Source organism: Membranihabitans marinus, assembly GCF_019802045.1.
Lineage (GTDB): Bacteria > Bacteroidota > Bacteroidia > Chitinophagales > Saprospiraceae > Membranihabitans > Membranihabitans marinus_A.
In genome coordinates this window covers 313,636-332,435 of record NZ_JAHVHU010000007.1, presented here as the reverse complement: position 1 = coordinate 332,435, position 18,800 = coordinate 313,636, and the positions used below count along the sequence as shown (strand labels likewise).

The window sequence follows — 18,800 nt, the reverse complement described above, 5'->3', positions numbered from 1 at the left end:
AATTGAGTCTAGTAACTCGTCTACTTTTTGGTTCTTCATAATTTTTAATATAAGATTTACAAATCATGAATCCCAATGATCGGGGGCGGAAAAATGTAAAAAAAATTTTTCAGCCCCCCGCCCCCGGCCGGGGGCGGGGGGCTATACACAAAATACTTTACAGTCCCAAGAGAAGGCTCGCGCTTTTTAGTCATTCAGATTTTCTTTTATTATTTCGGGATTTTCTTTTTTCCGTATTACAATTGTTGCAATAGGCCATTTGTCATTTTCTCCTTTTTTGAATTTCATTGAGTTCAAATCCCATTTTTACTCTGTCATAGGCCTCCACCGTACAGCTTATATCTCCGTAGTCGATTAAACTTTGCACAATTCCATCAATAAAATCAGATTCTTTTTCGGTGTCTACTTGTTCATAATCAGTTCGGCAGCCATAAGAATTTTGTATAATCTCTAAAAGGTATTTGCCAGTTGTAATTTTCTTGATAAAATCTAGGTTGTACTTTTTTATATTTTTCGACAGCTTCTTTCAAAAAAGAGCTTACCTAATTATCGTGTTTAGTTTTTATAAACCGTAATACTTATTGGGAAAAAGTCTCTGATATTTCGTCTATTTCTTTATGATGGTTTCTACAAAGCAGAATTAAATTGTCATAATCATCTAAATTCGGGTGATGTCTTGGTCCATTCTGTTTACTGCTAATTATATGACATTCTTCCCCGATATTTTCTTCATCCGATTTAAATTTTTTCGCAAATAATTCCGTTCTGCATATCGAACATCGGTTTCCTGATTTCGCACAAAGATTTTTTCTTGTTTTGCTGGAAATTCCTATTATAGTTAAATTTTTTCCAATTGTGTCTACCGGTTTGTCTAAGGCAAGTCTGGGATTTCGTAGCCGATATTTTGTCTCCAAATTATTAAATATTTGTGCCATTACTACCCCTGCAACCACTAGGATACCACCCACAATGTGGTAATTGTTTAAGGTCTCATTCAAAATCAGTGCCCCGCTATAATGGTGATAATGGGACTCAGGTTGTTGAAAACAGCAATTTGCGAAGCAGGTATAAACCAACTATGATTGTCATTAGTATTAAGCCGATATAGGCCCGATGTTGTTTTTCAAGAATTCACATGAAACTTGATATTGGAACCGGAAGGTAATCAACTGGCATTATGACCGATAAGGGCTCGTTGATGTGTTAAATAACTTGAGCGAAAATGTCTTCATGGATAAGCACTTCTTCGATTCAATCATCTTGTGGATGACTGTTGGTGTCTTATCAAAAGCTTCCTAGATCACTTGACCATCTACCAGGATATCTATACTCGTTATAAAAGTAATTAACTAATAAAAAACGAATACATCCACACAAGTTTTTCTTGCTCACGGATATAATCGCTCATCAGCGCATTGGTTCCTTCATTTTCTGCATCAGTAGATAAGTCCAGAATTTCACGTTGAAGGGTGATAATGATTTGTATGGACTCAAGAGTATCTTTCACATCTTGTACTCCATCTGCCACCTCGGTGATTTCTTTGACCTTTGCATCTTTTAAATACTTTAGTCTAAGAACTGGAGGTTGCCTGCCTCAAGACGGCTCTAGCATCCCAGAGCACAAAAAAGCTAAATACATATCTCTCACCTGGAAATGAGTCCATGAATACCTGTTAAAATATATATTAAAACTCCGCTTCCTGTCCCACCAGCTCCCAACCTACACGGAATACTTTGAGCTCCATGGTCAGACCGGCGACCAGATTTTCAAGCAACCTTTCTTGTTTCCCAATCGTGGCCACTTCGACCTGGATATGAATTTCTTCCGGATTGGAGTCGATAACATCCCGATTAATCGATCGGAGCAACAGCTGATTATTATTTTCAATGTACCTCAACACCCGAAATCGCACGTTCGATTCGACATCCAGAGAACAATGAATAGAAATCTGATAAAACGTTTCGCTGATCCTCGTTTTGTTGTATGATGACAATTTGGCTAATCGAACGCTTATCGGTCTTAGGAGCAAATGAGATAAGACCACGGCTGTAGTGGTTACGACCGCCTGAGGAAGGAACCCCATACCAGCTAATGTTCCCACGGCTGCTGAGCACCATATGGTCGCAGCCGTATTGAGGCCCCGGACATCAAATCCATCCTTCATAATCACCCCCGCACCAATAAAACCAATTCCAGTAACGATCTGAGCCGTAATCCGGCTGGGATCGCCCCCTGAAAGACCATGAAGCTCTATCGATAACAATACAAAAGAAGCCGCTCCAATGGCTACGAGCGTGTTGGTTCTCAGTCCGGCGTTTTGCTGTTGCCATTGCCGCTCAAAACCTATGATCCCTCCCAATAAAAATGCAGCACCTAACCGCAGGATATACCCATAGATATCTACAAGCTCTATCATAAAGTTTATTGTATTATACATTTGGGTGTCTCATTGCCGCATATATACCTAAAGATATATCCCCCGTCACAGTAAAATAATGGCTGGCTTAAACCATAACCACGCGGCGTACTTTCCCATTTCTGCCCCTTGCACCCTTCATAATTCCTCTGGCACTGAAAATCATCATCCGAAGGTAAGGAGATTCTTAATCTGCTTCGAATAAAGCCAAACCTAGATGTGCTCCTTACCTAAGACTGCAACATTTTTAAAAAGAATGCCATAAAAATTTAGGAAAGATCCAATTGCGTAATATCAATTTTCAGTGCTTCGGCCACTCCTTTTCCATAGTCCGGATCTGCTTTGTAGCAATTCCCAATATGTCTTTCCTGAATAAACCGTTCTGCCCCGCCCACTTCGGCCGCGGTGTTCTTGAATAATAAGTTCTTTTGTTCGTCATTCATCAAACGGAAAAGATTTCCAGGTTGCGTGTAGTAGTCATCATCATCCTCTCTGAAATCATGGTGGTCCGCATCGCCTTCCAACGGCAATGGGGGTTCGGTATACTCTTTTTGCTCTTCCCATTGTTGGTAACTGTTGGGAAAGTAATGCAACGTGCTACCCTCGTTACCGTCTACACGCATGGTCCCATCTCTGGACGGATTGTGAAAAGGACACTTTGGTTTATTTACGGGAATCTGATAGTGGTTGACCCCCAACCGATACCGCTGTGCGTCCCCATAGGAAAACAACCGGGCCTGCAGCATTTTATCTGGTGAAAACCCAACACCGGGAACCACGTTGGCTGGATTAAATGCAGCCTGTTCCACATCGGCAAAGTAGTTTTCCGGATTTCGATTTAATTCCAGGATACCCACGTCGTGCAAAGGATAATCGCCATGAGGCCATACTTTGGTCAGATCAAATGGATTGAACGGACATTCTCTGGCCTGCTCCTCGGTCATGACCTGAATTTTCATTTTCCATTGTGGAAAATCACCTTTCTCAATCGCATTGAATAAATCTCGTTGATTGCTTTCCCGGTCATTGGCTATGATGGCAGCGGCTTCTTCATTGCTAAGGTTTTTAATTCCCTGCTGTGTTTTGAAATGAAACTTGACCCAGACCCGGTTGTTGTCGGCATCGATCAGACTAAACGTATGGCTGCCAAATCCATGCATATGCCGATAGGATTTAGGAATTCCCCGATCACTCATCGTGATGGTGACTTGATGCAAGGCTTCAGGCAACAGCGTCCAAAAATCCCAATTGTGATTGGCACTGCGCAAATTCGTTTTGGGGTCTCTTTTTACGGCCTTATTCAGGTCAGGAAATCGGTATGGGTCGCGTAAAAAGAAAACGGGGGTGTTGTTTCCGGTGAGATCCCAATTACCTTCTTCGGTATAAAATTTGATCGCAAAACCCCGGATATCCCGCTCTGCATCAGCCGCTCCCCGCTCTCCGGCAACCGTAGAAAAACGCATAAACACATCGGTTTTTTTGCCAATTTCTGAAAATATCTTAGCTCTGGTATATTGGGTAATATCGTGTGTAACTGTAAAAGTACCAAACGCACCGGAACCCTTGGCGTGCATCCGACGTTCCGGAATGACTTCCCGGTCAAAATGAGCCAGCTTTTCCAAAAACCAAAAATCTTCCAGGAGCATGGGACCCCGTTTTCCAGCTGTTTTTACGTTTTGGTTTTCTGCAATCGGTCGGCCCGATACAGAAAACAACTTCTTTTTTTTGTCCTTTTCATCCATAGCTATTCGTTTTTTGTGCAAAAAATATGATAAATAAAGTAAGGGGGAGTCCCCCTGCCAGGTTTTCCAGCCCACCAATGTATTCGACTACTTTAAAGCCTTGCTTTATTCTTCTTTTACATCGTCAGATAGAGCCAGAGCACTGGCGGATTAAGATACAATTATTTTTTGCAAATCGTCAAAAATGAATCATTATGTCCGTGGAATTCGGGGTATGTGGTATGCCTCACCACATTGTTAAGCCTTGTTCACTGCAACATCTATTTATTGGTCATGACGCCGATCTTCATCAATCTTCCCACTCGTCCCGGATTTCATCCATAAGGTCATCATATCGCTTCAGCAGTTTGCCGGAAATATTTTTAGATTTTTTGCGTAATTTTCTGAGTTGCAGTGCAAAGACAATATTGAATAGACCGGCAAATAAAAAACTTAGTGCGATCAAGACAACAACCCCCAGTCCTGCGAAAATTGGTTTCCAAATGAGGATAAATGAGACGATGGCACCGATAATCCCTAAGATTAAAAGTATACTCCAACTTTTACTACCATATTTTTTAACATCTATGGCAAAACCAATCGTGGATATAGACCGAAACAGGATCACAAAGCCGATGTAAAATGCTAACGCAGTCAGTGATATGGACGGGTTTATCAAAAACAACACCCCGACGACAAAGGTGATTATTCCAAAAGCGAGCGACCATCCCCAATTATCCAATTGTTCCCTGTTGACCATCGAAAAAATGACCTCTGAAAGTCCGCCAAATAGAAAAGACAATGAGAACAACAAGGACAACGCCAAGAGGGAGCTTTTGGGTGAGAAAAACACGACGAGACTGACTACTACAAAGAAAATCCCAACAAGCAACGGGACGTACCAATACTGGATGGATTTCCTTATCGACTTTAATAATGAAGGTATCATAGTTGTAATTTTAGTGGTGAAGAAGGTATATATGAGCGCTTTCGGCTCCTTTGTTATCGCTGTGGACTTCGTGCATCAAACTCGAAGTTCATATAGCTAAGGCATTTAGCGCTCGGCGGGCTAGGCCATGGCCTTTATATTGTGTATCACACCACCGTCAACCAGGATGTCAGTACTCGTGATAAAACGCGCTGCATCACTTACTAAAAAAGAAACTACTTCTGCAACCTCTTCCGGCTGGCCATTTCGCTTTAAAGGTGTCGCTTGCTTAATCAAATCCATTCGTTCCGGATGTTCTTTTGCCGCTTTAAGAGCCATAGGCGTTTCGATAACGCCGGGAGAAACAGAAACGATTCTCGCTCCCTTCTCGCCCCACTTATTCGCATTTTTGTGCGTCAATAAAAGTACGCCTCTTTTTGCAAAATTGTACATCATATCTGAATCATTATTCACCATCTGACGGACGGTCTCAAATGAATCCGGAGCCTGAGGGTTAGAAAGTGCTTCATCATAATCTTTATTGGCGGGAACCGAATGGGCCATCATGGAAGCGAGTAAGACAGCAACCGAACCCTCTTCGGCCAGGGAATAAAAAGCATCAACCAAAAGATCTGTGGCGATCAAGTCAATTGTAAAGACTTTTTTAAGATCCTTGACCGTACCACTTACACCAGCCGTGTGAATGAATGCTTTTAAAGAACCCTGATCAGCTACAAATTGGGTCAGTTTCTTGATATCGGATTTATTGGTGATGTCACAGGCCAGTCCTGAGACATCAAATCCTTCATTGGATAATTCCTCAACTACCTCATCGACGACTTCCTGCGCGTAGTCTGTAATGACTAAGGGATGATTCTTAAAAGCCCGGGCGCAAGCCTGGCCAATGCCTCCGGCACCACCAGTAATGACAATAACTTCTTTTTGTACATTCATCATACTTAATTTATGGTTAATAACCGACCTGCAAAGACTATAAACACCCAATGAACCGTGGCTCATGCCACGCCCCATTGGGTGTTTTATCTTTTGCTGTATAAGCTATAAGGTACCCCTTTAGGACCGTAGGCTATAGCTTTGTGGGTGTTGCTCACTTTGCAGTGAGAACGATTAACTTATATAGGAAGAATACATCCAAACCAGCTTTTCCTGTTCGCGGATATAATCGCTCATCAGTGCATTGGTTCCTTCGTCTTCTGCGTCTGCTGATAAATCGAGAATTTCTCGCTGAAGTGTAATAATGATTTGCAACGACTCGAGGGTGTCTTTCACATCTTGTATTCCATCGGCAACTTCGGTACTTTCTTTAACTTCTGCGTCTTTGAGGTATTTGGAGAATTTATGGTGCGGGGTGTGACCAAGAGTCTGAATACGCTCTGCTACTTCATCAATTTTCACAAACAGGTCTTCGTACAGTTCCTGGAATTTATCGTGGAGCTCAAAGAATTTATCTCCCTTGATATTCCAGTGGTATCCTCTGATGTTCTGATAAAATACGGAGTAATCTGCGAGTAACTCATTAAGTTTTTCAGCAAGTACTTTGGACTTTTCGACGTTCAGACCAATTGAATTTAATTTTGCCATGTTAGACTATAGTTTTATTTAATAATGCGTGTTTACATCCACCATGTTCCACACCACCGTAGGGCTATTTATACCCATGGAACTTTAAACATCTAACAATGAATACCGCACTTTGTTGCCAAGATTGATTATATTGTAATCAACCGAGAAAATGAATTCATAAAATGCATATCCAACGTTAAAAAAAATTTATTAACGCAAAATTATACCGTAGCAACGCAACCGAAATGCTCGTTGAAAAGCTATGGGTTGGAAGAAGGCAAAGCAGCCAACTTTATCGTATTGAACGAATCCTCCGTTTATGAAGCGATTCGCAAAAGAGTAAACGTATTGGCCTCCGTACGGAACGGTGACTTTTTGTTTCGACGAAGAGCACCTGAATATGACATACCATTGGACCTGTAACCAATGATTCGGATCATTTCACATCAAAAACAACGCACTTCAAAAAAGCTTTAGTCTTTATCCAGAAGCTGAAACTCCTGGTTACTAAAAGGCGGCCCGTCCGGTGATTTCACCACAATAAATCCGTGGTCAGTACTGCGATGACAGCTATTGCACGTGTTGGTTAGTTCGATGTATTCCTTTTTAAAAAGAACAGGATCTTTTTGATCTATCGCAACTTCAATTCTTTCCAGGGAAGGCTCAATCATGGTCATCATTTGGCTTTCTTTTCGGTCCTTCTGATACTTCCGTATATCTTCAATAGCTTCTTCAATTTCATGAATTTCAAAATCAGCCAGTTCCCAGTTTTGATTTTGGCCCGCAAACCAAAGTTTACCGTGGTGAACCTGTAAACTGGACATAAAATCGCCAAAACCAGGCTTATAGGCCTCTTCAATTTCATGCTTCAGACTATCAATTCGGTTCTGCAAAACCTGGACCTGGTCTGTTTTTTGATTGCATGAAAAAAGCACAATAGTCAGTAAAATCAGAAAAGCGTATTTCATCATCTGTATGTTTAATGAAGCGAAATTGCCAATAGTATAAACATAACCTTTTTTTAAGTATATAAAAAATCAACCACTCACTCATGCAGCCTTAAACACAAATTATGCTGTCACAGGGTTCACCCTATGGTAGTTATACTCCTAATGTAGAACGCTAAATCCGCATCCCAACTTGTTGTGGATGGGAACGCTTCATATAATACATACAACTTCTGAATTGCAGCACTAGTTAGTCAGTCCAACGTCTTTTTGGCAAAAAAGGAAATGATCAGCCCCGGAAGAGCCAGTGCAATCGCAAACCAAGTCAGGCTCATGGGTGAATAAACGCCAAGCAACAGGCCCGCCACGGAAGCAGCTATCATAATAGATAAATTAAAAGTCGACGACTGTACCGATGTCGCCACGTCTTTGGCGCTTTCCACTTGCTTACTGACCGCTGCCTGAAATAGCGTGACCAACGGACCGAACGACAATCCCCACAAAAAGAAAGCAAAATGAGCTACTCCACGCATTCCACCAAATACCAAAAGCAAGCCCATTGAAGCGATTAACAATCCAAACATGGCTACGGTAAGCAGCCTCAGATAATGGTCCGTATATTTCACAGCCAGCAGCACAGAGATCAATGAGCCCACTCCAAAAAGAATTAATGCCCATTCTGTTCCCCCGGCAAGTTGGATTTCATCGACCAGGCTCGTAATAAACACATAAACTCCATAGTGTGCACTGACCCCAAGCAGCGTGAGTAAAAGGACAATCCATACCGCCGGAATTTTTAAAAGTGAAAATGGAGAAGAACTTGCTGTTAGTTTCTCTCCTGGCGTAGAAGGTAAGGCAAATGCCCCAATCACTGCAATGAGAGCAATAAATACACCCAACGCTATAAACTCCGTTCGCCAACCATAGTCGTTTCCAATCACAGTCACAATGGGCATCCCGATACTAATGCCCAAGGTACTGCCTGCCATAATCACAGCAATTGCCTTCCCGTGATACGCCTCATCCACCAGTCGCATTCCGTAGGCAGCAATCATGGGCCACATCACCCCGGCACAAATTCCGCCGATGACCCTTAAGATAACAATGACCGTATAATCACTGGACATCCCGGCAATGATATTCGAACCAGAAAATCCGGCAAGTAAAATCAGCAGCAAATTTTTACGGTTGAAAGACATTGTCATGGAGATAAGCGGAATGGCAAAAATCGCAGACGCAATGGCGTAGTACCCCACGAGGTTCCCACCCTGTACCTCATTGATGTCCAGATCGGCCATTATCTGGGGAAGAATCCCCGAAGGCATTAATTCAGACAATAATCCTACAAAAGTGACCGATGACATCAGAATCATGATCAACCACGGAAAGCCACTTTTTATATTTTCTGTAGACTGATGTTTGTTCATAGTGACTTTCGTTGTATTATTCTTGAAAATTGGTCAGTTGATCAAGTTACTAAAGTTAGTATTAATTTGAAAATGAGATCAATTTAACTACACCCGAGACGTGTTGACATAAAGAATATCGGATGTGAAATGGGATGAGATGATTGTGATGTGAAGCATTATCAGCTTCCGATTGTTAAAGCTAATTCATGTATAAGTCGGAGCAAAACCAATGAACCATGAATAAATCCTATGGTACCGTAAATCCGTTCACGAGATGGTCCATAAAGATAAAAGGGCCAACCATTCTTTTTTTCCGAAAAGGAAGTATCCGGTTGACGCTAAAGTGTGAGCTAATCGCTGCTTCGCGGGCTTGTATGATCAGTTCGGGCATATTTTTAGTTGTATAGACAGAATTAATAATGTTTGCTGAAGGCAGCATCTTTCAGATAATATTACAGATTCGTATCCGGTCAACCAAGCGTTTATTGACTTTTATTCATGAACTCACGCACGGAGGCAATTCTCTCTATTCTATTTCATCTAACAGCATGAGCTTTACCCATTCAAAGATTACTGTAAGCTTTCCACCTGGAGTACAATAACAATAAACCCGAAATACACCGTAGCTATAATTCCATATTTATAATCTTTGAAACGCATAAAGTTAAACAATTTGGACCACGGCACGTAATATCAACAATTGATCAGCTGAAAGATCAAATGAAAGTTTCAGGGGTTTTTCGCTTTTGATCTCAAAGTCGGTCAATCACATTGTAAAAATCATTAAATCCATTTGTCAAATGAAAGAGCCCTATACTTTATCCAACACGACCGCTGATATTGTGGTGGACAAACTCATTGCCTGGGATGTAGATACTATCTTTTCATTGGTTGGCGATGCCGTAAATCCCATATTTGAAGCTTTGCGCCGACGAAAAGCAGACATTCGGCTTATTGGTGTACGTCACGAAGAAGCTGCTGCTTTTATGGCTTCCGGATATGCCAAAATCACCGGTAAACTGGGCGTTTGTCTGGCTATCTCAGGGCCCGGCACCACGCATCTGCTCAACGGGCTCTACGATGCTGCGATGGAAGGCGCACCAGTGCTGGCCATTACAGGCGTGATCACGCAAGATTTTTCAGGCGGAACCTACAGCCAGGAAATCGACGCCATCTCTTTATTGGATGATGTAGCCGATTTCAACGAAAGAGTAACCGGACCGGTCCATGCCCAATCCATGGTAGATATTGCCTGTCGTACCTCGCTGACCAATGGCACAGTTTCACACCTTAGTATTCCCACGGAAATTCAGCAAATGGCTCTGAAAGACGATGTACGGTTAAAAAAACAAGGTCACTTAACGGGAAGCTCATTCCATACTCCAGGTGTTGAAACTCCACCCAATGAAGCCTTGGAGCAGGCGGCCAAAATGCTGAATAAAAGTTCGAAAGTTATGATTCTTGCAGGTCGCGGTGCTCTTGCTGCTCGGGATGAAGTCCTTGAGCTGGCTCGGTTGTTGGGTGCACCTGTGGCCAAAGCACTGCTTGCCAAGGCATTGTTACCTGATGACTCGCCCTACACCACGGGGGGAATCGGGACGCTGGGGACATTGCCTTCAAAAAAGATGATGGAAGCTTGTGATTTATTATTAATACTTGGGAGCACGATGCCCTATCTCGAATACTACCCCACAAACGCAAAAGCCATCCAAATTGATCTCGATCCATCGCGGATAGGACTGCGCTACCCGGTGCAAATCGGATTAACGGGTGACGTAAAGGCCACCTTAAGTGCTTTAATTCCTAAATTAAATAAAAAGACCAATCGACATTTTATAGAAAAGGCACAGGAGGAAATGGGTGAATGGCGCGCGATGCTTCGAAGAATGGAATCGATTCCATCAAAATTAATCACACCACCTTACCTGGTGGCAAAAGTGGCTCAACTCCTGGAAGACGATGCACACATTGCTATTGACACGGGTGCTCATACTGTATTTACTGCGCGCCATTTGCCCATTAAAGATCAGCAAGAGATTACAGTGTGCGGCAATCTAGCCAGCGCAGGACCAGCGCTATCTTATGGCATCGCCGCACAGCTCGCCAACCCGGAGCGGCAATGTGTCGTCATGGCTGGTGACGGGGGGTTTTCTATGTTGATGGTGGAACTGGCTACTGCCGTACACTATGATCTACCGCTGAAAATAATTATTTTCAAGAACAACTCCTTTGCGATCGAAGGGTATGAGCAAGAAGAAGCAGGCGCAGAAAAATATGGAGTTGAGTTGCATCCAATCAACTTTAAAAAGTTCGCCGAAGCGTGTGGAGCAGAAGGGTACTCCTGCAGTGATCCGGCAAAATTACAAGGGGTCCTTAACCAGGCATTTCAGTCAGAAAAGACAAGTTTGATTGAAGTAGAAATTGATGCCGATTACCCGCCCGAACCGCCGGAGGTCATGAACCACTGATCATCATATTTTTATGGAAGCGATAGAACATTTTCCTAAAAACGTGAATGGGGCAGTGACTACTGCTTTAGCCACAACTGGAGTGGAAAATATAAAGGCATCCATTCATAGCATCCCCGGATTTGAAAGCAACAGGCATGAGATCAAATTGGCAGGGAGACGATTAATATTAATGTGATCGTGGAGACAAAACCCCCTGAGGACAATCCGAAATCCAGCACATTGGCTGCATATAGCGTGTTTAATTTACTGCGGAACTTAGTATTTCCTATTACCTTTTAGGGAAAGCCTTTATTCGTTTTTTTAAAGTGAGTTTTAAAACAACCGGTAAGGTGACGATGAGGATAATGCCAAGAATAATATATTCCAAATTTCTGAGCACCCAGGGAGTCTCTCCCAAAACATATCCTAATGTAGTAATACTCCCTACCCATAGGACGGCTCCCAGCACATTGTAAAACGTAAAGTTTTTAAAATCCATTTTAACCGTACCGGCCACAATAGGGGCAAAGGTCCTCACAATGGGTAAAAAACGGGCAATAGCCACTGCGAAGCCACCTCGCTTATCATAAAATTCATTGGCGGCCTGCACATGTTTTTGTTTCAAAAACCAGGTGTCTTCTTTACGATTGACAAAATGAGTAAATTTATGTCCAAACCAATACCCAAAAAAGTTACCCACTATGGTGGAACCCATAAAAAGCAACAACCAATAGGGAAGATTTAAAATTTCCAGACTAAACGGATACGCTTCATCGACAGAAGCAATGAGCATCCCTGAGACAAATAATAAAGGATCGCCGGGCAGAAAAAATCCAAAAAACACGCCGGTTTCAATAAATAAAATCAAAAGCACCAAATACAACCCTCCATTTTGCATAATCCAATCAGGATCCAAAAGGTGTTCAAAGGAATCAAAGAGTATATCCATGTAAGATTTAGAACGTGATAAAAATAGATTTTCTTTCAATATTCTGAAGATTTCTTGTTTTGTGCCCTTTACCTTGAGTATCTTCCATCAACAAGATATCACCACCTTTGAACGTCCTTTTTTCACCCAGGGAAGTTTCAATTTCGATTTCACCATCCAATAATATGATGAATTGTTTTTGGGGTGCAGTATGGAAATCATAGTCATAATCGGGTTTAACCTTCCGAAAGATGATCTCCTTTGCGGGAATGCTTTCAGAGAGAAAACCAATTTCACCATCGTCCCTTAGGGGCATTTGGATCTCCTCAAAATGACTTTCGCCTGCGCTATCACTAAATACTCTGGTAATTGTAATCATGGTTATTGGTTAATCCTAATTATTCAACTCGATTCAGATGGTCTTGAAAAAAACACCAATTTTATCGAGACACAATGGGACAACATCAATGATCTACCAAGCCCATCCGAAAACGGAACTTATTCTGCAGTTTGCTCTCCTTGTGGTCTCTGAGGTTCATCTTTCCGGACTTCATTTTCGGGTGGTCCATTGGATGAATTTTTCAAATCATCTACTTTGCTGCGATTCCATAGTGGGACGCCCTTATAGTACGACGTGTTACCGATGAGGTGCGCACCCACGGGCGCTGTAAGAATTAAAAAGAAAACAATAGCCAGTGCCCGTGTAGTTATCGATGCTTCATTAAAATACATTGCAGCACCGATTAAAATCATTCCTACCCCCAATGTTGCCGCTTTGGTCGTTACTGAGATCCGTAAATACAGGTCTGGCATACGAACAATTCCCAGTGCAGCAAACAATACAAATAACGCACCGAGGGTGATTATGATCATTATGGCTATATCTGTCATTGTCGTTTCTGTTTTTCAATGTAATACGAAAAGGCCACGGTAGTCAGGAAAGATATCAAGGCCAGAATGACAGCCACATCCATATAATTCTGTTCATCAAAAACGACTGCAAAAACACATATCATACCTATGGCCGTAGTCATGAGAAGCTCCAGAGACACCACACGATCACTCAGGCTGGGACCGAGTAAAAAGCGAATAAATATCAGTATGGCGGTCACTGCCATTAAAGGAAGTATAACAAACTGGAGATATAGTTGTATGGTCATCGTAGTAACTCTATTACTTTTCGTTCAAATCCATTTTTAACACTATCAATAAACTCTTGTTTATCATGCACGTACATAGCGTGCACATACAATACTTTTTTGTTATCAGAAACATCCAGACTTAGTGTTCCCGGAGTAAGTGATATTAAATTGGCGAGAAGTGTGATTTCCAAATCAGTATTCAAATCCAATGGTATCGCGACAATACCGGGCTCCATGTGCAGAGTTGGCTTAATCACTTCGTAAGCCACCTGAATATTTGCTTTGATCAATTCATAGAGGAAGAATAATACAAAGCTTATAGCGGCAGGAATAAGGCGGAAGTACTTCCTGCTGTCACTTTCTTTGTCGGCCAACCACAATGCGAGCGATCCAAGAAAAAATCCGAATACAAAGTTGACAAAAGTAAAATCACCCGTCAGGGCTACCCAGATCAAAACCAATATGATATTCGTTAAAAATTTTTTCCTCATCTTAATTTATTTACCCAACACCAATTCGATATAAGCATCCACATTTATTAAATCTTCAGCGATACGACTGGCGATCAGGTGGATGTTATCAGCCCCAAAACCAATATACAAGGTAACGACACTTAAAAAGCCAACCGGAAATAAAATCCAAAACCTTCTTCTTTTTGACAATTGATCAAAAAACAAAGGCGCGTTAGGGGGAGCCGTTACCGTAGACGATTTCCAAAATACCTTTGACCAGATTCGCGCCACAGCCATCAAGGTTATAAAGCTACCAAAAAGAATAAACCCGACACTGAGATAATCGCTCTTTTCGATTCCTCCCCAGATTAACGATATCTTGGGCCAAAACCCTGATAAGGGCGGGATCCCGATCACAGAAAACAAACTTATGGCAAACAACAAAGCGATTCTCGGATGATCATTGTAAATATCGCCAAGCTGGCGAATGTCGGTACTCCCTTTTATTTTAATAATCATTCCACTCATTAAGAACAAATTGGTTTTTATAATTATATCATGAATAAGGTAAAACATCATCCCGGCCAGGGCTGCTTGGGTAAAAAGTCCCAGACCTATAATCATGTAACCAATGTGACATATAATGAGGTAAGAAAAAACTTTTCGAATATTGTTTTGCACCAGCGAACCTATTCCTCCGCTTAATATAGTGAATGCACCAACGATGAGGAATAAATTATTGAAAAATGCTTCTGGGATAAATACCAAACTGAACACGCGAATAAGCGCATATACAGCAACTTTGGTCAAAAGACCTGCAAACACCGCGGTTACGGCAGTGGGCGGGGTATGGTAAGAGTCCGGCAACCAAAAATACATAGGGAATAATGCAGCCTTAATCCCAAAACCAAAAAAGAAAAACAAGGCACAAACATTAACGAGCCCACGATTTTCAATAGCCATGAGTTTTCCTGAAAGATCGGCCATGTTAAGCGTACCTGTCAACCCATACAATATACCCAGTGCGGTCAGAAAGATAAGCGATGCCAGCATATTCATCGCAAAGTATTTAACCGCTCCTTCAAGCTGTTCCTTTTCATTCCCAAGTGTGAGCAGCACAAACGAGGTAATAATGGTGATTTCAAACCAAACATACATATTGAACAAGTCACCGGTCAAAAAGGAACCACAGAGTCCCATCATTAAAAAATGAAAAACGGGAAAATACCCAAAACGGATGCGGTTACCGGACAGGGTATATGCTGAAAATATGGATACTGCAAATCCGACAATGGCTGTGAGCAATACCATAGTAACCGCCAATGTGTCGGCTACAAAAGTTATCCCAAATGGAGCCTGCCAATTTCCAGCTTGAACAGCCATACTACCCTCCAGCCGGACTACATAGAACACGCCTCCCGCAACAGCCAGGTTAAGCGCACTTCCTGCGATGCTTATAATCTTTTGTATTTTGACTTTGCCAAAGAAAAACAAAAGCAATACGGCAATGCATGCTTGAAATAGTATGGGCAAAAATATAAGTTGCGTCATAGTATATCGTAGTCTTCAGTATGACTTAATCGATCAATATCATCCGTGTTGAGCACTTTATAAACTCTTTTAATCAGTACAATGGCGAATGCCTGCAAACCAAAACTAATTACAATGGCCGTTAGGATCAAAGCTTGAGGAACGGGATCGGCATAAGCTTCCAGAAAAGTATCCGAATTTTCGGATATTATAGGTGTGCTGCCTTTGGTAATTCGTCCCAACAAAAAAATGAGAAAGTTGACACCATTACCAATAAGTATGATGCCTATAATAAGCTTTACCATACTTCGGCGCAACACCATGTAAACGCCTGAAGCATAAAGCAATCCGATGGTTATGGCAAGCAGTAATTCCATTTATTTTACTTCTTCTGATATAGTAAACAATATGGTCAGCGATACCCCTACTACTACCAGGTAAACCCCAAGGTCAAAAAACAAAGCTGTGCCGATGCTTCCAATGACGGGAACGGGGTCATCTAACCAAACTCCGGTCATAAACGGTTCTCCGGTGATAAGTACAGGAGTAAAACCACTAAGCAAAGCCAGACTAAGTCCACATGGCAACAGATAGCCCGGATGTATCATTAACAGTCGTCGGGTTTCGTCAAGCCCATTGGCAAACATGTGCAACACAAAACCTACGGCCGCCACCAGTCCACCCACAAATCCACCCCCGGGCAGGTAATGTCCTCTCAGGAGGATAAAAACCGAAAACATAATCAGCAACGGTAATAAAAAGCTGGCTGCAGTACGCAGTATGACTGAGTTCATAGTTTAATCAATTTCAGATTTTTTTATTTCCAATTTCATAAGACTAAACACGCCGATTGCCGCAATAGCCAGAACAGTAATTTCTACCAGGGTATCAATTCCTCTAAAGTCCACTAAAATAACATTGACCACATTTTTTCCCTTGGCAAGCAAATAAGCGTTGTCCGCGTAAAATTCACTTAGTTCCCGATTAACGGGCTGGGCCAGCACTTCCAAAATAAGCAGGGTGATGAGCGTACCAAATGAAAGGGCTACCACACCATCGCGTATGCGTGAGCGCATATTGCTAAGTACCTTGTACTTTGGCAACCGGAATATTATTAATACAAAAAGAATGACCGTCAACGTATCGATCGAAAATTGAGTCATCGCCAAATCTGGAGCTCCGTAAAAAACGAAAATAATACACATCGCATAACCCAATACACCCAAAGCAGCTATAGCCGCTAACCTCGACTGAGAGAAAACAGCAACCACAATTCCCGAAATCATGATCAAAATGGTACTCATTTCGTAAAAGGTCACCTCCTTTAACTGACTGAAGTCCACTTTAACATGGAGCACCGCCACAAGCTCGTAGCCTACGATTCCAATCACAAACACCATGACTGTAATCACATAATATCCCAGATAACCGCTATTAAAGGTTCGTGTCCAGAAGATGCTCAATCGCAAGAAGCCGCGGCTAATTTGTTCTGTAATAACCTGTGGAGATATAAAATCTGCCTTGGCCATAAGCGCCACCTTCTGATTACTGGGCTTGACAAATAGATACAGCAATACACCGCAAGCAATAGTTATACCGCTCAAAAGAAGGATGGTAGTAAACCCGTGCCATAGTTTGAGGTGTGACTCAAATGGTTCGCCGTAAACTGCTGAGAGTGCCGGGCGGACCAGACCCTCGCCCACAGCGGGGAATATACCGAAAACAATACATAGTATTCCTAGAATTAAGCCCGGCACCCAAATAGCTGGTGAGAGTTTTTTTACCTTGATCTCCGGATCCAGCCGTGTACCCATAAAGGGTTTTATGCCCACCACAAAGCCTGCATAAAGGAGAAGTATATTGGTCAAGACAGCTGCTGCTGTCAAAAACACTGCGGATTCTCCCATACCCAGTGTGGCCTCATAGATCAGGTCTTTCCCCAGAAACCCGAATGATGGCGGGATTCCTGCATTGGATATCGCAGCTAGGATTCCTGCTATGGCTACGGGAATCATATATTTGCCCAACCCGCGAAGTCGTAAAATATCACGTGTTCCCGTGGCTTTATCGATCGATCCGGCAACCAGGAATAAGGTAGCCTTATATAGTGCGTGGACCATGATAAAAATCAGGGCGGCAAGAAAAGCGGCTTTTGTGCCCAGTCCTATCAAAAAAGTAAGAATTCCCAGAGCCGATATGGTAGAATACGCAAGGATCGCTTTCAAGTCTGTCCGAAAAACAGTATGCCATGCACCGTAAAGCATCGTAATACCACCAAATAGCATAAGCGTGTTATTCCATGAGGGATCATTTCCCAACAAAGGACTAAGTCGAAAAATCAGATAGATTCCCGCCTTGACCATGGTTGCTGAGTGCAGATAGGTCGAAACCGGTGTTGGGGCTTTCATCGCCAGTGGCAACCAGAAGTGAAAAGGAAATTGGGCGGACTTGGTAAAAGCAGCACCGATGATAAAAAATAAAATGAGCGGGTAATAGGCATTGTCCGAAAACGCGATGCCAGAATTGAGCATTTCTTGAATGGAGTAAGTGTCTCCGATAGACCCCATCAAAATGATTCCACCTAGAAGCAACATACCGCCAAGTCCGGTCAACCCCAGCGAAGTCATTGCTGCTCTACGCGACCCTTTATCATGGGTGTTGTACCCGATCAAGAAGAATGAAACGATCGTGGTGAGTTCCCAAAAAACAAATATAGTAATCAGATTGTCAGACAACACTACGCCTAGCATAGCGGCCATAAACATGCCCAAATAACCGTAAAACCGGTCGAGCTGTGGACTGCCTTTCATGTAAGCCGAAGTATATATAAATACCATACTTCCAATCCCGGTAATCATCAATGCAAAAATCATTGATAAACCATCCAGATTGAAATTCATATCAACACCCATGGACGATACCCAGGAGTATGACTTGTAGATTGCGCCCTCCGCAATCACCTGTGGAATTTGTGCGCAAAAATACACGAACAGCCCAATAGGAACCACAGCATTAATAAGAGATGCGCGACCTTTTAAAGGTTTTCCGGCAAATACCAGCACACATGCAAATATAAATCCTGTTAGTACAGCTGTAAGCATATATTTTATAGGCGTCTGTTTGATTTAGTTGAGTGAAGATACAATAGACTGTTGGATTTTAAAGGGATTGCGCCCGTTTTGGGAATAATTTGTATTTATAATGTACGTGGAATGGGGTTGAAAAAACCAAGGATTGTTCCAATATATGTACGAATGATCCATGATCGTTTTACTATTGACTTTTTAATCAG

20 protein-coding genes and 1 pseudogene are annotated in these 18,800 nt (G+C 42.2%); 3 read left to right on the top strand and 18 right to left on the bottom strand.

Translation table 11 applies throughout. From position 1 onward, the window contains the following. Window positions 1-578: 578 nt before the first annotated feature. The 7 genes and pseudogenes from KUV50_RS08785 to KUV50_RS08755 form a co-directional block, all read right to left on the bottom strand. A complete protein-coding gene (locus tag KUV50_RS08785; protein ID WP_222579750.1) occupies window positions 579-968 on the bottom strand; it encodes an HNH endonuclease in 390 nt (129 codons plus the stop codon). A gap of 377 nt (window positions 969-1,345) precedes the next feature. Beyond that, window positions 1,346-1,576: pseudogene (locus KUV50_RS08780) on the bottom strand (ferritin-like domain-containing protein); the annotation flags it as partial. A gap of 109 nt (window positions 1,577-1,685) precedes the next feature. After that, window positions 1,686-2,417 carry an MgtC/SapB family protein gene (locus KUV50_RS08775; RefSeq protein ID WP_222579749.1) on the bottom strand — a complete coding sequence of 244 codons (732 nt, stop codon included), beginning with the start codon at window positions 2,415-2,417 and terminating at the stop codon, window positions 1,686-1,688. A gap of 269 nt (window positions 2,418-2,686) precedes the next feature. Next, window positions 2,687-4,159: a catalase gene (locus tag KUV50_RS08770; protein WP_222579748.1), complete on the bottom strand. Its 1,473-nt coding sequence runs from the start codon at window positions 4,157-4,159 to the stop codon at window positions 2,687-2,689. A gap of 289 nt (window positions 4,160-4,448) precedes the next feature. Next, complete coding sequence (locus tag KUV50_RS08765) at window positions 4,449-5,087, bottom strand: HdeD family acid-resistance protein (protein ID WP_222579747.1); 639 nt, start codon at window positions 5,085-5,087, stop codon at window positions 4,449-4,451. Window positions 5,088-5,207: 120 nt separating this feature from the next. After that, on the bottom strand, window positions 5,208-6,020 hold the full coding sequence (locus tag KUV50_RS08760; RefSeq protein WP_222579746.1) for an SDR family oxidoreductase: 813 nt from the start codon (window positions 6,018-6,020) through the stop codon (window positions 5,208-5,210). A gap of 174 nt (window positions 6,021-6,194) precedes the next feature. Further along, complete coding sequence (locus KUV50_RS08755) at window positions 6,195-6,668, bottom strand: Dps family protein (protein WP_222579745.1); 474 nt, start codon at window positions 6,666-6,668, stop codon at window positions 6,195-6,197. A 249-nt stretch (window positions 6,669-6,917) separates the two neighbouring features. Here KUV50_RS08755 and KUV50_RS08750 point away from each other — a divergent pair, with 249 nt between their 5' ends. Continuing rightward, complete coding sequence (locus tag KUV50_RS08750; RefSeq protein WP_222579744.1) at window positions 6,918-7,073, top strand: hypothetical protein; 156 nt, start codon at window positions 6,918-6,920, stop codon at window positions 7,071-7,073. Between the two features lie 50 nt (window positions 7,074-7,123). On the opposite strand, the gene KUV50_RS08745 is transcribed toward KUV50_RS08750, so the two are convergent. Together KUV50_RS08745 and KUV50_RS08740 are read right to left on the bottom strand one after the other, a co-directional pair. Continuing rightward, entirely contained in the window at window positions 7,124-7,618 is a 495-nt protein-coding gene (locus KUV50_RS08745) for a hypothetical protein (RefSeq protein ID WP_222579743.1), read from the bottom strand. A gap of 233 nt (window positions 7,619-7,851) precedes the next feature. Beyond that, window positions 7,852-9,024, bottom strand: coding sequence for an MFS transporter (locus tag KUV50_RS08740; protein ID WP_222579742.1), 1,173 nt, complete (start codon window positions 9,022-9,024; stop codon window positions 7,852-7,854). 782 nt (window positions 9,025-9,806) lie between these two features. Here KUV50_RS08740 and KUV50_RS08735 point away from each other — a divergent pair. Further along, window positions 9,807-11,474, top strand: coding sequence for a thiamine pyrophosphate-dependent enzyme (locus KUV50_RS08735; RefSeq protein ID WP_222579741.1), 1,668 nt, complete (start codon window positions 9,807-9,809; stop codon window positions 11,472-11,474). A 13-nt stretch (window positions 11,475-11,487) separates the two neighbouring features. After that, window positions 11,488-11,652, top strand: coding sequence for an aspartate dehydrogenase domain-containing protein (locus tag KUV50_RS19715; RefSeq protein ID WP_222579740.1), 165 nt, complete (start codon window positions 11,488-11,490; stop codon window positions 11,650-11,652). Between the two features lie 93 nt (window positions 11,653-11,745). Here the strand turns inward: KUV50_RS19715 and KUV50_RS08725 are convergent, their stop codons facing one another. From KUV50_RS08725 to KUV50_RS08685, 9 genes are all read right to left on the bottom strand, one after another. Continuing rightward, window positions 11,746-12,405 carry a DedA family protein gene (locus tag KUV50_RS08725; RefSeq protein ID WP_222579739.1) on the bottom strand — a complete coding sequence of 220 codons (660 nt, stop codon included), beginning with the start codon at window positions 12,403-12,405 and terminating at the stop codon, window positions 11,746-11,748. 7 nt (window positions 12,406-12,412) lie between these two features. After that, entirely contained in the window at window positions 12,413-12,763 is a 351-nt protein-coding gene (locus KUV50_RS08720; RefSeq protein WP_222579738.1) for a hypothetical protein, read from the bottom strand. A 119-nt stretch (window positions 12,764-12,882) separates the two neighbouring features. Beyond that, window positions 12,883-13,275, bottom strand: a complete 393-nt coding sequence (gene mnhG, locus KUV50_RS08715) for a monovalent cation/H(+) antiporter subunit G (RefSeq protein ID WP_222579737.1) — start codon at window positions 13,273-13,275, stop codon at window positions 12,883-12,885. Then, window positions 13,272-13,544, bottom strand: coding sequence for a cation:proton antiporter (locus tag KUV50_RS08710; protein WP_222579736.1), 273 nt, complete (start codon window positions 13,542-13,544; stop codon window positions 13,272-13,274). Before KUV50_RS08710 ends, mnhG begins: the two co-directional genes overlap by 4 nt. Next, complete coding sequence (locus KUV50_RS08705) at window positions 13,541-14,017, bottom strand: Na+/H+ antiporter subunit E (RefSeq protein WP_222579735.1); 477 nt, start codon at window positions 14,015-14,017, stop codon at window positions 13,541-13,543. Before KUV50_RS08705 ends, KUV50_RS08710 begins: the two co-directional genes overlap by 4 nt. Before the next feature lie 6 nt (window positions 14,018-14,023). Next, window positions 14,024-15,529 carry a proton-conducting transporter membrane subunit gene (locus KUV50_RS08700; protein ID WP_222579734.1) on the bottom strand — a complete coding sequence of 502 codons (1,506 nt, stop codon included), beginning with the start codon at window positions 15,527-15,529 and terminating at the stop codon, window positions 14,024-14,026. Then, window positions 15,526-15,885 (bottom strand): Na+/H+ antiporter subunit C, encoded by a 360-nt coding sequence (locus tag KUV50_RS08695; protein ID WP_222579733.1) that lies wholly within the window; start codon window positions 15,883-15,885, stop codon window positions 15,526-15,528. The genes KUV50_RS08700 and KUV50_RS08695 overlap by 4 nt, the downstream gene beginning before the upstream one ends. Next, window positions 15,886-16,302, bottom strand: coding sequence for a Na+/H+ antiporter subunit B (locus tag KUV50_RS08690; RefSeq protein ID WP_222579732.1), 417 nt, complete (start codon window positions 16,300-16,302; stop codon window positions 15,886-15,888). Window positions 16,303-16,305: 3 nt separating this feature from the next. Beyond that, window positions 16,306-18,609 carry a putative monovalent cation/H+ antiporter subunit A gene (locus KUV50_RS08685; protein ID WP_222579731.1) on the bottom strand — a complete coding sequence of 768 codons (2,304 nt, stop codon included), beginning with the start codon at window positions 18,607-18,609 and terminating at the stop codon, window positions 16,306-16,308. Window positions 18,610-18,800 lie beyond the last annotated feature (191 nt).